Origin of the sequence: Desulfobacula sp. (assembly GCF_030611305.1) — a bacterium.
GTDB lineage: Bacteria > Desulfobacterota > Desulfobacteria > Desulfobacterales > Desulfobacteraceae > Desulfobacula.
In genome coordinates this window covers 1-14449 of record NZ_JAUWQB010000088.1, presented here as the reverse complement: position 1 = coordinate 14449, position 14449 = coordinate 1, and the positions used below count along the sequence as shown (strand labels likewise).

Annotated in this window: 11 protein-coding genes; 6 read left to right on the top strand and 5 right to left on the bottom strand. The window is 43.6% G+C overall.

All coding sequences use genetic code 11. The features are described from left to right. Positions 1-276 precede the first annotated feature (276 nt). On the bottom strand, positions 277-903 hold the full coding sequence (locus tag QAI40_RS14295) for a DsbA family oxidoreductase (RefSeq protein ID WP_299983216.1): 627 nt from the start codon (positions 901-903) through the stop codon (positions 277-279). A 232-nt stretch (positions 904-1135) separates the two neighbouring features. On the opposite strand from QAI40_RS14295, the gene QAI40_RS14290 reads away from it, so the two are divergent. After that, positions 1136-1750: a LysE/ArgO family amino acid transporter gene (locus QAI40_RS14290; protein ID WP_299983218.1), complete on the top strand. Its 615-nt coding sequence runs from the start codon at positions 1136-1138 to the stop codon at positions 1748-1750. Here QAI40_RS14290 and QAI40_RS14285 read toward each other — a convergent pair. After that, positions 1736-2401: a methyltransferase gene (locus QAI40_RS14285; RefSeq protein ID WP_299983220.1), complete on the bottom strand. Its 666-nt coding sequence runs from the start codon at positions 2399-2401 to the stop codon at positions 1736-1738. The two genes, QAI40_RS14290 and QAI40_RS14285, sit on opposite strands and share 15 nt — an antisense overlap. Positions 2402-2717: 316 nt before the next feature. Here QAI40_RS14285 and QAI40_RS14280 point away from each other — a divergent pair, with 316 nt between their 5' ends. Beyond that, a complete protein-coding gene (locus QAI40_RS14280; RefSeq protein ID WP_299983222.1) occupies positions 2718-4658 on the top strand; it encodes a Na/Pi cotransporter family protein in 1941 nt (646 codons plus the stop codon). Between the two features lie 109 nt (positions 4659-4767). Further along, a complete protein-coding gene (locus QAI40_RS14275; protein ID WP_299983224.1) occupies positions 4768-5262 on the top strand; it encodes a transposase in 495 nt (164 codons plus the stop codon). Between the two features lie 6 nt (positions 5263-5268). On the opposite strand, the gene QAI40_RS14270 is transcribed toward QAI40_RS14275, so the two are convergent. Continuing rightward, on the bottom strand, positions 5269-7509 hold the full coding sequence (locus tag QAI40_RS14270; protein WP_299983226.1) for a heavy metal translocating P-type ATPase: 2241 nt from the start codon (positions 7507-7509) through the stop codon (positions 5269-5271). Positions 7510-7626: 117 nt separating this feature from the next. Between QAI40_RS14270 and QAI40_RS14265 the strand changes: the two genes are divergently transcribed. Next, positions 7627-8541 carry an AEC family transporter gene (locus QAI40_RS14265; RefSeq protein WP_299983228.1) on the top strand — a complete coding sequence of 305 codons (915 nt, stop codon included), beginning with the start codon at positions 7627-7629 and terminating at the stop codon, positions 8539-8541. Position 8542: 1 nt separating this feature from the next. Here QAI40_RS14265 and QAI40_RS14260 read toward each other — a convergent pair whose 3' ends face one another. Next, positions 8543-9247 carry an acyltransferase gene (locus tag QAI40_RS14260; protein WP_299983230.1) on the bottom strand — a complete coding sequence of 235 codons (705 nt, stop codon included), beginning with the start codon at positions 9245-9247 and terminating at the stop codon, positions 8543-8545. Then, complete coding sequence (locus QAI40_RS14255; RefSeq protein ID WP_299983232.1) at positions 9244-10293, bottom strand: prenyltransferase/squalene oxidase repeat-containing protein; 1050 nt, start codon at positions 10291-10293, stop codon at positions 9244-9246. The genes QAI40_RS14260 and QAI40_RS14255 overlap by 4 nt, the downstream gene beginning before the upstream one ends. 316 nt (positions 10294-10609) lie before the next feature. On the opposite strand from QAI40_RS14255, the gene QAI40_RS14250 reads away from it, so the two are divergent. After that, positions 10610-13018, top strand: a complete 2409-nt coding sequence (locus QAI40_RS14250; protein WP_299983234.1) for a 3-hydroxyacyl-CoA dehydrogenase/enoyl-CoA hydratase family protein — start codon at positions 10610-10612, stop codon at positions 13016-13018. A 15-nt stretch (positions 13019-13033) separates the two neighbouring features. Further along, complete coding sequence (locus tag QAI40_RS14245; RefSeq protein WP_299983236.1) at positions 13034-14212, top strand: thiolase family protein; 1179 nt, start codon at positions 13034-13036, stop codon at positions 14210-14212. Positions 14213-14449 lie beyond the last annotated feature (237 nt).

The window sequence follows — 14449 nt, the reverse complement described above, 5'->3', positions numbered from 1 at the left end:
CTGGTATTTGCTTTGTCATATTGTAACATGCTGAAAATATACAACATTTTTAAGACAAAGCCTAGACTTATTTTTTCTCCTGTAATATCAATAACTTGCGTGAGATTTGGGCAATAGTTTACGAAAAAAATATTTACCTTTTAATGGAAAACCATACTGACGCATGAAAAAAATCCTCACCGAGAATTGCTGGATAGTAAAGGCAGGGAGCAACTATTTCACCTCAGAGCCGGACAAGGGATGTCCGGCGAGGCTGAAAAATGCTCATATGACTGATTATGATGCTTTGTCAGTGTATTTATCAATCAATCTTTTAAGGATTTCATAGGACTGCGCGCCCACAAGCCGGTCAAGCCCGAGGAAAAAGGTCGGGACTGCTGTGACACCTTTTGCTCTTGAAAGTTCCCAGTCCGAATCCACGGCATCTGAAAATTCTCGTGTTTCAATAACCTTCTTACCTTCCTTGCGATCAAGTCCGGAACGTTCCATCAGGTTTAACAAAACATCTTTTCGGGCAATATTTACTCCTTGAACAAAATAGGCTTTAAATGCTTCCATATGAAACTCGTGCCCCCCCCTGCCTTTTGTTTCTGCCCACAGGCCGACTTCCTGGGCAAGACGGCTGTTATAGGTCATCTTTCTGTTCCCCAGGGCAAGTCCAAATTTAGCTGCTGTGACTTTCAGGTTCGCCATCATTTTATCCACATCAACCGGTATCCCTTTGTGTTTAAATAACTCTTCCAGGGTCCGGCCCTGTTCAGGTGTATCCGGATGAAGGGGGAACGCCCGCCATTTGATGTGAATATCATACTCTTTTTCAAGTTTTTCAATACTCCCGGTAATGAAATAGCACCAGGGTCAAACATAGTCTGAAAATATTTCAAGCTCCAAAGATGACGGCATCATGCTCTCCTTTGATTCGGTTATCTTTGTGAATATAAACACAATTAAACGATCTACAAGAAAACAAAATAAGTTTCGTCTTTGATAAGTGCTGATGGCTTTTATTAAAAACCATAAAAATATTAATAATAGAGCCTCTTGCAGAGAGAAAAAATAATTGATTTTACTTTATATACCGGTTGGCATATTTTACCCCTGTTGTCTTGTTACTTTAAAAAAACAAAGGAGAAACATGCTGTTAACCTTCTTAAAAGGATTTGGAGCCGGAAGCGGGCTGATCATCGCCATTGGCGCCCAGAATGCATTTGTTTTAAGCCATGGAGTGAGAAAAAATCATTATATTATTATCCCTTTGATCTGTGCCATTTGTGATGCCCTGCTCATCATTCTGGGAGTAACCGGCATGGGAACCCTTATCGCTTCGAGCAAAAACTTTTCATTAATCGCAGGCATTGGCGGGGCTGTTTTTCTCTTTATTTACGGAATCAGATCATTCAGGTCTGCCATCAGGGGAGGAAGCCTTTCTGCGAACCAAAAGGCTGAATCATCTTTAAAAACAGCCATTCTCACAACCCTTGCCGTAACATTGCTCAATCCTCATGTATATCTTGACACCGTTATTTTGCTGGGCAGCATATCCAGTCAGTTTAAACAACCCGGTCACATTTTTTTTGGTGCCGGTGCTGTCATGGCATCATTTATCTGGTTTTTTTCCCTAAGCATCGGCGGAAAGATGCTTGCGCCTCTGTTTACAAAAGAATCCTCCTGGAGAATTCTGGATACCCTTGTGGGAATAACCATGTGGGCGATTGCTCTATCCATACTTAAAGGATTATTTGCTTTCTAAATATTCTCCCATGAGCAGCCTGTTTTTGGGTGTGATAGTTTCAGGAATTTTCTGTGTCCTAATCTTGTATCCTTCTGCCTTAAGTCTTATCGCTCTTGCCGTATCCACGGCAAGAGTTTTATCCATCCAGCCTTCAAGGCCGGCTGTGGAAGAAACGTTTATATTATGACAGCAAGGCAGAACCGCTACCCTGGCATGCTGTTCAATTGCCTTATCGATAATCAGATCGGTTAAAGAACCGCAGGCATGGGCAGATACCACTATATCATCCGGAAGGATGGATATTTCCTGGACAATTGCTTCTTTATAAATAATTCTGTTTTTCAATCTTGGCCATGATGTGATCAACGCGTCGGATAATTTTTTTGCATTTAAAGGAATGTTCTTGTCCACGGCCATGGCAGTGCGTGAAGTGTCATCAAGAATAAGCATGATATGCGCCAAAAGGCCATGACCGCAGGCAAGGTCTAAAACCCTGCCGCCTCTATATTTTCGACGTACTCTTTTTGCCATTTCCCATGCTTCATGAAGCTCTTTTCGTGGAAGCATTCCGGCACGGCAGACGGCCCTTGCAATTTTATCAAAAAGACTGCTACCCGGAAAGAGTGACTCCTGTTGCGGGGTCAGCCTGTTCTTTGAAGACTTTTTCATGATTCTGGAAAATATATGATTCTCTATCTTTTCTCAAGTCATAGCAGATAAAAATACAGAATATTTACCAAATCAGTAATTTGGATGGATTATAGATAAAAGTTTACGAAGTGTAAAATCCTTGTCCCTTAATTTCAAAGGGTTCTATCATCGAGCAGGATTGCTGATCATTTATTGACTTTATTCTTTGTTTTCAATAAAAATAGTAAAATATATATTTTCCACATCAAAATATCAATGGTATCCAAAACTCTGGCACCTTGGCTGATGGGAATAGTCGGCCCAGGAAAAATCTGGATCAACAAAATGGAAGACAATGAAAATAACCCCTAAAAATATCAAATCAGGCATTTATAAAAACAGACCGATTTCAGGTGGCTTCCTGTCTCGACATCTTGTTATAAAGGCGATAGCCGGGATAGCATTGCTCTGGTTCCTGCCAGTATCCATTGCCGGGGCCGGGGCAGCAGGACCTGGAGATTTTTCCTGGACAGATATTTTCATAGGCCTTGCCGGGGGCCTTGCTTTTTTTCTATATGGAATGGAAAAGATGAGCAACGGCATGAAAACCACAGCAGGCAACAAAATGCGCTCCATCCTTGCCTCCCTCACACGTAACCGGTTTATTGCCCTTATTGTGGGCGCCTTTGTCACCACGGTGATTCAGTCAAGCAGCGCCACAACAGTCATGCTGGTCAGCTTTGTCCAGGCAGGCCTTTTAAACCTGACCCAGTCCATGGGAGTAATACTGGGGGCTGACATTGGTACCACCATTACCGCCCAGATGGTTGCATTCAAGCTCACAGATTATGCCCTGCTCATGGTGGCAATTGGGTTTCTTATAAAAATGCTGGGCAAAACAGAAAAAATAAAGGCTGTGGGGGATATTATTCTGGGATTTGGCATTCTGTTTTTTGGAATGAAATTGATGAGCGATGTTATGAAACCCCTTCGTACTTATCCCGCGTTCATTGATCTTATGAAGAACCTGGAAACTCCTCTCATGGGGATTCTCGTTGGTGCAGCCTTTACCGCCATTGTCCAGAGCAGCAGTGCCACAACCGGTGTGCTCATAGTCCTGGCTCAGCAGGGTCTTATTACTCTTGAAGGCGGCATCCCTGTTATTTTCGGCGCCAACATCGGCACATGTGTTACCGCAGCCCTTGCAGGAATTGGGGCGTCCAGGGAGGCCAAACGAGTGGCCATTGCCCACATCATGTTTAAGCTTGCCGGGGTTATCCTGTTTATTTTTTGGATTCCCCAATTTGCCGATCTCATCCGGGCTCTGGCTGACAAATTTAATTCCGGTACCGCACGGCAGCTGGCCAACGCCCATACCCTGTTCAATGTAAGCCTGGGACTATTTTTTCTACCCTTTATCACTCTTTTTTCTAAAATCATTTATTTTATCTATCCTAAAAAAGCAAAACCCAAATCCCAGGAACTTGCCACATGGTATATTGAAGAGGCCATGCTGGAGACCCCCTCCCTTGCCATTGATCTGGCCCGGGCTGAAATAGCTCGTATAGCAAAGATTTTGGACCGGATGCTCAATGCGATCATCATCCCCTTTCTTTCCGAGGAAAAACATGTATTGCGCCAGGCAGGTGCTGATGAGGACGTACGGCTTCTGCTCAAAGAGATTCCAAAAAGGGATGCCGTCTATCCAGACCTTACCCTGCTCCAGGGTCTTGATATGCGTGAGAAAAAAATAGATTTTCTGGAAGAGAAAATAAGTGGCTATCTCACCCGCATTGCCCAGGGGAATATCACCAAGGAGCAGACAGGGGAAGTCTTTGGAATGGTTTCCATTGTAAAGGATATGGAAAGCATGGGGGATATTATCCATAGAAACATGGTGCCCCTGATTACCAAAAAGAAGAGGCTCAAATTTGATTTTTCCTTTGCAGGAAAAGAAGAATTGCTCATCTACCATGGCAAGGTGTCAAAACAAATCAGATTACTTGAGGCTGCCTTTAAAGAGACAAACCCTGAACTTGCATTTCATATCATGAAAAAAGAAAGGAAATATCTGGATCTGGAATCAAAATACCGGGCAAGGCATCTAAAACGGATTGTTTTAAAAAATGAGGAATCCGTTGCAACCACTGAAATCCACCTGGAGCTCATGGATCTTATGAAACAGATTTTATTGTATTCCGCCAATATTGCCCAGACCTATACCGGGATAACACCTGAAAGCGGGGAAAAGCATATTGTTCTGGAAAAAAAACAGGAGGAATCCAAACCCGTCTAACCCATGTTATAAAAAACTGGATTTTTCAGCGGCACCAGCCCAAGAAATGATTGAACATTTTTTCAATTCATGTAATGAATAGGCATCGTCAATCCAAGTGAGGTGGCACATGAGTTTTAAATCCGATAAACAGGCCCTTTCATTTTCAGACCTGGAACTGTCCCAGAAAAAAGCAAGAAACAACACGCTTGAACATTTAAAAAATCTTGATCAAAGCATAGAGTGGGGCCAAATTGAATCCACCCTGCTGGAAAGCTATCCCATTGGGAAAAATAAAAAAGGGCCGCAAGCATATTCTCCTTTAATGCTGTTCAAATGTATGTTGCTCAGGAACTGGTTTCAAATCAGTTCTGATGTTGAAGTGGAAAGCCTGATTAATGACCGGTTTTCATTTAAAAAATTTATCGGCCTGCCGATGGGAGAACCTGCCCCGGATAGTTCGACATTTTCAAGATTCAGGAAAAGGCTTACCCTGAAAAAATACGACATGGTTCTGTCAGATATTTCAGACCAGTTATCCTGTAAAAATATTATTATTAACATGGGCAGCACTACGGACATTCGGATCATTAAACCAACCAGCCCGCCCGAAACAAAAACCTGATCCAGCCTACCTGATATCGGCATTATACAGCCAAAGACTGTTCGTCACCACCGATATGCTGCTAACTGCCATGGCCAGGGCAGCTAAGATAGGATGAAGCTGTCTTAAAAATTCCGGAAACATATCAAAAGGTGCCAGAATTCCCGCTGCAACAGGGATCAGAATAATATTATAAACAAAGGCCAGAAACAAATTCTGTTTTATGGTGGCAATGGTTTTCCGGCTGATTTTGATGGCCTTTGGAATACCGGTTAACTTCCCGCTCGAAAGAATCACGTCTCCTGTTTCAATGGCCACATCGGTTCCGGTGCCAATGGCAAAACCGATATCGGCCTGTGCAAGCGCCGGGGCATCATTGATTCCGTCTCCCACCATCCCGACCAAGACATTATTTTGCTGAAATGCTTTCACCTTTCCGGATTTTTCTTCGGGTCTGACTTCTGCTTCAACATCATCCACATCAACTTCACCTGCAATGGCTTTGGCTGTCTGTAAATTATCTCCGGTGAGCATGACCACTTTAAGGCCTTCGGTGTGAAGCTCTTTGATGGCCTGTTTTGACTCGGGTTTCAACACATCAGAGACGGATATAATCCCCTGCACATCCTTGTCCTTTGCCAGCACCATGACGGTCCTGCCCTTATCCTGCAATTTATGAATCAACTCCCGGATGGCATCCGGCATGCCTGACTCCTGTTCAAACCATCTCGGCTTTCCAAACCTGAAAACCGAGTCACCCAACTGCGCTGCTACTCCAAAACCGCTATGGGCTTTGAAATTTATCGGATCATTCAATACCAGACCTTTTTCCTGTGCAAAGGTAACAATAGCTTTTCCAATGGGATGCTCAGACCCTTTTTCAATGGATGCGGCAAGGGTCAGAAGTTCGTTGGAAGATAAGCGAGAAGTCTCGGCTGGAATCCAGTCGACCACAGTAGGTTTACCCATGGTTATCGTACCGGTTTTATCCATCACAATGATCTCAAGTTTGGCTGCATTTTCAAGGGCCTCGCTTCTTTTAAATAAAATCCCGTTTTCAGCCCCTTTACCCGTACCCGCCATAATGGCTGTTGGAGTTGCAAGTCCTAAGGCACACGGACATGCAATCACAAGGACAGCTACCATCCTGATCATTGATGGAACAAACTCCCCGGTTATTCCCCACCAGATACCAAAAGTGATCACAGCAATACCGATGACAGCCGGAACAAATACGGTTGCCACTCTATCTGCAAGAGCCTGAATCGGTGCCTTGCTGCCCTGGGCTTCCTGGACAAGCCTTATAATCTGGGACAAAGCCGTATCTTTGCCCACACGGGTGGCTTTAAACTTTAAAAGACCTTCGCCATTAACGGTGCCTCCGGTAACCATATCATCTTTTACCTTATCAACCGGAATGGGTTCTCCACTGAGCATGGATTCGTCAACGGCTGATCTGCCTTGGATAATGACCCCGTCAACTGGAAACCGTTCTCCGGGTCTGATCACGACGATATCATCCAGTTTAACCATGGATATGGGAATTTCTCTTTCTACACCATTCTCCATAACTACGGCCGTTTTTGGCTGAAGCCCAATCAATTTTTTTATGGCGCCGCCTGTTTTTCCTTTGGTCCTGGCTTCAAGGAGCTTACCGAATTTAATCAGCGTAATAATCACGGCAGACGTCTCAAAATAAACATGTCCGTCAAGCCCGGGCAACACAAGAATGGCAAGTGAATAAAAATAGGCCACAGAAGACCCCAGAGCAATTAATACATCCATATTGGTGCTTTTGTTTCTTAAATTTTTATAGGCTCCTATATAGTAATCCATACCCGTATAAAACTGGACCGGTGTCGCAAGAAAGAGAAAAAACCAATTAACCCAGGGTGCATGACTCCAGGAACCGATCAGGCCAAAATCCCTTGACATGCTTATGATGAACAATGGCAGGGCAAAAACAACACCCACAATGAATTTTTGCATCTGGTCACGGATTTCCGCATGTCTTGCAATCTCTTCCACATCTTTTTCATCCTGCCCCTCATCGGCAACGATCAAATCAAATCCGATTTTTCTGATCTCCGAAACAATTGTGTCAAGGGAGACAATTGAAGGCATATAGTCGACAAGCAATCTTTCCGATGCAAAATTCACATTGGCATTTGTCACGCCATCCAGTTTGCTGACGGTCCTGGTAATATTTGCGGCACAATTGGTGCAACTCATCCCGGTGATGGGCAAGTTCAAGGTCTGTTCATTCATCACGGCCTCCTAAAAATAGGTTCAGGGCAACACATTGGCGCTCACTGCATTATTGATTTAATAATAACCATAAATTATTCATTTGCAAAATTTGCAGAATTTCCATATTTTACGGCAATGACTGTCCTGAATGCCATATTCCCAATATTTACACTGCTTTTTCTTGGCAGTCTTCTCAAACACCTTGGCATTACCAATGAGACATTTCTGAAAACCTCAGACAAACTGGTATACTTTATTTTTTTTCCTGTCATGCTGTTCTGGAAAATCGGAAGCTCGGCCCCGGACAAGGGAGTCAGTATTAATTTATGCGCGGCTTCCATTATGGCAGTTCTCATTGTCTATCTCTTAAGTCTTTTCGCCATCCGGTTGTTTCATATCACAAGTTTTCAGGCGGGTTCCTTTTCCCAGGCATGTTACCGGTTTAACACTTATATTGGCATGGCCATTGTCATGAATACCCTTGGAGAATCAGGTATCCGATACTTTGGCATCCTCATCGGATTTGCCATCCCCCTTATTAATGTACTGGCAGTTTCCACGTTGATCTGGCATTCCGGGAAAAAGGGAAGCCTGGGACAAAACCTGAAGTATCTTTTAAAGGCATTGATTTCCAATCCTTTGATCCTTGGGTGTGCTGCGGGAATCTTCTTTTCCAGATCACAAGCTTCTTTTCCGATTTTTATTGATAACACTTTCAGCCTCATGACCTCTGTCACCATGCCTTTGGCTCTGATCTCCATTGGCGGTTCACTAAATCTGGCAGGGCTCAAACACAACACAAAAGTCTCTTTTATTGCGACGATTTTAAAATTACTGGTGCTGCCGACGATTGGATTTTTCCTTTTAAAAGCATTTTCTGTTACGGGAATTCCTTTCAAAGTCGGTATGATTTTTTTCACCCTCCCGACATCCACAGCCATCTATGTTCTTTCAGCCCAGTTGAACAGTGACACCCAGCTTGCTTCTGCTGTGATCATGCTGTCAACTCTGCTCTCTTTTATTTCGCTTTCTGTTGTGGTTTTAATTTGAATTAAAAGAGTGACCTGAGCCATCCGAAAAGCGTGTTACCTTGAAGATATTCTTTCTCTGTCGATTCAAAGAGATGTGTCATTTTAGCAGCATCTGAAAACCTGTCTTTCCGTGTGATGACGGGTTTAGACGGGTCAAGTTGTTTAATGATTTTAACAGGATTCCCCGCTGCAATCACATTAGGCGGTATATCTGAAGTAACCACAGACCCTGCACCGATAATACTGTTTTTTCCAATAGTCACCCCTTTACAGACAATCGCAGAGTCCCCAACCCATACATTTTCTTCAAGAATCACGCAGCTGACTTCTTTAGCCGGCATGGACCGGTCATAAATACCATGCCAGTCTGAATCGGTAATATAGACATGGCTTGCCAGCATGCAGGAATCTGCAATGGATATGCTGTTGGCAGCGCTGATCCTGACGCCGGGGGAGATCAGGACATGATCACCGATCGTAATTCCGCTGATATCTTTTTTCTCCGACCAGACCGTCAACCGGGTCTTTTTATCAGAGCATCCCAAAAGAGTAATATTGTCCCCGATGCTGACGGGTCCGCCAAATATTTCAATGTGCCAGGGTTTTACAATGAACGGATATTTTCCAAGGGATTTCAACTGGGGAGAAAGCTTATGGCGAATATAGAGATGCTGGAGTCTGTACCAGGCTTTTTTAATATAATAGGGGCGATAATCTTTTATCAATTGACAAGGTCCGTATAAACAAATCCATCCCATGAACTGTGGCGAAAAAGGCCGGATGCAGGCGTTAACGTGTATACTGCATCTGCTGCCATAAGAACCACCGCATTGGTCCAGGAAATTTTTTCTTCCGGCCATATCACCATATCAGGATAGGTGTACCCACACCAGAATGTTTTATCATCATACATTCTGTCCTGGATCCAGGAGAATACAATTGCGGCCATTTCCATATGTCCCATACCATACAGGGCAAGCACGAGCTCCGATGTTTCAGCAATGGTCACCCAGGGCTGATCAGACACACACCTTGCCCCCTGTCCTTCTATGACATATTTATTCCAGTATTTTTCAATTCTGTGCTCTGCTCTTTCTCCTGTAAGCGCCCCGCTTAATATGGGGTAAAACCAGTACATGGAAAACCTGGATTTGCTGACATTATATTTATGAATATTTTCCCGGATGGATCTTCCTAATTTATCAAAAGACCTCTCCCATGATATTTTCCGCTTTCCAAGAATGCTCGCAATAGCCAGGGCGCATTTTAAACTCATGAAGATAGAACTTGAGCCTGCCAGAAGAGACATGGGATCAATCTTGCCGTCGGGGCTTTTGGCCCAAGATATCTCACCGCCTTTTGTCTGCAGGCTGATGGCATAATCGACTCCTTTTTCCATTGTCAGCCACATCTTTTTAAGAAGCAGAGTATCTTTATTCATTAACCAGGTATGAAAAAGTCCTACTGAGATATAGGCAGCCATGTGGGTTTCACAGGTTCGGTCCCCGGGGTTTCCATTAACATAGGAAGAATACCAGGAACCATCGGAATTCTGGATATTTTTCAGCCATTCAAATGCGCGATATGATGCATCAAAACTTTTCCCAATATTCAATCCCATAATTGTTTCTACAAGATCCCAGGGATCTGTTTTTCCATCCGTATGCCAGGGGATGTCTCCGGATTCCCTTTGAAGGGATAAAATAAAACTGATAACTGAGTCGATGTTCAGGGCATCAGAAGATTTAATCTTGGGACCTTTTAGCGCCATCAAATGTCTCCGATCAACAAATATCCTTAAAAATTACAACCTCACATTATCAGGCCCGTCAATTTATTACAAGGAACATGGGGATTTATTCATGAATGGCTATTCATATTATTTTATTTTTATTAAATGATATATCGAAGCGTTCAACTTTGAAAAGCCGATATGTCTAACAGTTTGAAATTGAATGAAAATTTTTCTGATAAACCAATCTGTTTTTCCAAATAATTTTTCTTGACATTTTTGATGATTATCTGTTAATCAAAAATGAATACTCATTCATAATTATTGGTAACAACCCTTGAACTAGGAGAAAATCATGATAAGAAAAGTCAGAAAGGCCGCAATTATCGGGTCCGGTATTATGGGAGGCGGTATTGCTGCCCTTCTTGCCGGCGCCGGTGTAAAGGTGCAGCTATTGGATATTGTTCCATTTGATTTAAAAGATGAAGAAAAAAATGATCCGGCTGCCCGCAACCGGATTGTAAAAGCAGGACTTGATGCAGCACTCGCTTCAAGTCCATCCCTGTTTTTCAACAAAAAAGATGCCGGTCTTATTTCCATCGGAAACCTTGATGATGATATTGATACACTCGCTGACTGTGACTGGATCATTGAAGTCGTTGTTGAAAACCTTGGCATCAAAAGAGATCTTTTCACAAAAGTCGAAAAGTTAAGACAACCAGGTTCCATTGTCACCACAAATACGTCCGGCATTCCTCTGAAAGATATTTGCAAAGGTTTTTCCAAAGAATTCAAAGAACATTTTATGGGAACCCATTTTTTCAATCCTGTCCGCTATATGCACCTTCTTGAGCTGATCCCGGGTGCAGACACCCTTCCTGAAATTCTTGAATTTGTTGCGGCATTTGGTGAGAAAAACCTGGGCAAAGGAATTGTCTGGGCAAAAGATACGCCCAACTTTGTCGGCAACAGGATCGGCATCCAGGGTATTGGCGCCATAATGAAAGCCATGGTGGAAGATCAGATGACCATCCCTGAAGTGGATGCCATATTCGGTCCTGCCCTTGGCCGTCCGAGAACAGCCATCTTCAAAACAGTGGATCTGGTTGGCCTTGATACCGTCATACATGTCTGTAAAAACTCCTATGAACTCTGCCCGGATGATGAGCAGAGAGAAGCTTTGCTCTTGCCTGGGTTTATTGAAAAAATGGCTGAGAAAAATCTTTTAGGTAACAAGACCCAGGCTGGTTTTTACAAAACCGAGCTGACCCCGGAATGGAAAAAGCTAAGAAAAGTCCTGAATCCCTTAACCATGGAATATGAAGACCTGGTAAGGCCCAGTTTCCCCAGTATTGATGAAGCAAAGAAAAAAACCACTTTAAAAGAAAAAATAGACTGCGTTCTCAAAGGGGATGACAAAGGTGCTAAATTTGCCTGGAAAATGGCTGCAAACAGTTTTTTGTATGCTGCCAACAGGATTCCTGAAATTTCAGACACCGTCATTGAAATCGATAACTCAATGAAGTGGGGATACAACTTTGAAATGGGTCCGTTTGGACTCTGGGATGCCTATGGCGTTAAAGAGGCTGTTGAACGGATGGAAAAACAAGGCCTTGATATTCCTGCCAATATAAAAGAGATGCTGAAAAAAGGAAACACCTGCTTTTATAAACTCGAAAACGGCATCAAATATTTCTATGATTTTGCATCTGCTTCCTACAAAGAAATGCTTGTCAGCAAAAACATGGTCTCCATTGCAGCTGCAAAAGGCAATAACAAGACTGTTATGGAAAACAACTCCGCCAGCCTCGTGGACATCGGAGATGATGTCTTCTGTATTGAATTCCATACAAAAATGAACGCTATCAATGAAGAGATTGTTGATTCCATAGGCGCTGCCCTTGACTATGTGGATAAAAACGGGGCAGGACTTGTCATCGGGAATGAAGCCGGTGGTATGCCGGGCGCATTCTCAGCAGGGGCTGATCTTGGCTTTATTTCAAAACTCTGTCATGACAAAAAATATGCTGAAATCGACGCATTCCTGAAAAAAGCCCAGGATGGTATTCAAAGGACTAAATATGCTGCCTTCCCTGTCGTTGCTGCTCCTTACGGCATGGTGCTTGGCGGTGGATGCGAAACCTGTCTGGGGGCTGACAGAATCGTTGCCCATGCCGAACTTTATATGGGACTTGTGGAAATCGGCGTCGGCCTTCTTCCGGCAGGCGGCGGAACCATGAACCTGTGGAAAAAATATATCAATGCCATGCCGGCCAAAACAGCAAAGGATATTGATCTGGCAAAACTATTTGTGCCCGCCTTTATGAAAGTAGGAATGGCTGCCGTTTCCATGTCTGCAGCCCAGGCAAGGGGTAATGGTTTTCTTGGTCAGGCTGACAGAATTGTATTCAACCGTGACAACCTCATTGGCGAAGCCAAAAAAGAAGTCCTTAAAATGGTTGATGACGGATATGTACCGCCTGCCAAACAAGGCCTTATTGTTATGGGAGATGCGGGCCAGGGTATGGTGAATGCAGAAATCTTCAACATGCTCAATGGTAAATTCATGAGTGATTATGATGCATTCCTTGCCAAACGAATTGCATATGTGATGAGTGGTGGTGATGTAAAGGTGGGAAGCATAGTTGATGAAGACACCATCCTGAAACTTGAAAGAGATGCATTTGTTGACTTTTGCAAAGAAGAAAAAACCATTGCCAGAATTGATCACATGCTTACAACAGGCAGACCACTCAGAAACTAAAGGAGGACTTAAGTCATGAAAGACGCATATATTGTACAATCGGTCAGAACCCCTGGCTGCAAACAAAAAAGAGGCCTGTTCAACCAGACAAGGCCTGAAGAACTGATTACCTTTATCATGAAGTCTGCTGTTGAAAGAACCCAAAATCTTGAATTTGAACATTTTGACGATGTGATGATCGGCTGTTCCTTCCCTGAAGCGGAACAGGGTCTCAACATTGGCAGAATCGCGGCCAAAATGGCTGGATTTCCCGACAAGGTATCCGGTGCAACCGTTAATAGGTTCTGTGCCTCCGGCCTTGAAGCCATTGCACTTGCATCTGCAAGGGTCCAGATGGGCTGGGCAGACGTGACCATGGGTGCCGGTGTTGAATCCATGACATTTGTTCCCATGGGAGGAAACCTTCCCCGCCCTCATCCCGAATTTTCCAAAACCAACCCGGAAATGTATATTTCCATGGGTGTTACTGCGGAAAATGTAGCCTCCCGATACAATGTATCCCGGGAAGACCAGGATAAATTTGCGGCAAATTCCCAGGCAAAAGCGGCAAAAGCAAGAGATAACGGCCTGTATACGGAAATCGTTCCCACACCTGCCTTTAAATTTGTTAAACAGGCGGACGACACCTACAAAAAAGAACAGTTCATTGTTGAACACGATGACGGTATCAGGGAATCAACACCTGAAGGGCTTGGAAAACTCAGAACTGTTTTTTCTGCTGCCGGCAGTGTTACAGCAGGGAACTCTTCACAGACAACAGACGGTGCCGCTGCAACCATTATTGCATCAAAAGAAAAATGTGATGAACTGGGGCTTGAACCCATTGCAAAACTTGTTTCCTATTCAACCATAGGCTGCAAGTCCGATGAAATGGGCGTAGGCCCACTTTATGCCATTCCAAAGGTTCTTAAGCAGGCAGGGCTTTCAATTGATGATATTGATATTTATGAGATCAATGAAGCGTTTGCTTCCCAGGCCCTTTACTGCATCAGGGAGCTTAAGCTTGAAAAATATATGGACAGAATCAATATTCACGGCGGCGCCATTGCACTGGGCCATCCCCTGGGATGTACCGGCGCAAAGCTGACAGCCACCTGTCTTGCCAACCTCAAAGAAGTGAAGGGGAAATACGGTATTGTTTCCATGTGCATTGGCGGCGGCATGGGCGCTGCAGCCATATTTGAAAGACTATAATTTACACCCTCCTTGTTCTAAGAAAAAGGGGCTGTTTCCCATCTACTTGCGGAAACAGCCCCTTTTTAATGCACATTAGTCCAGATCCAACTTTGCTTTTGTCAGCCTTGACCTGAAAATGAAATAATCTTCCCGGATTGAAAGTGCGTATTCTTCCTTTCTTTTTCTTCCCTTAAAAAAAATATTAAATCAATTTTCTTCATATTCTTCTCTTCTTCTTGTAATCATATTCTTCCA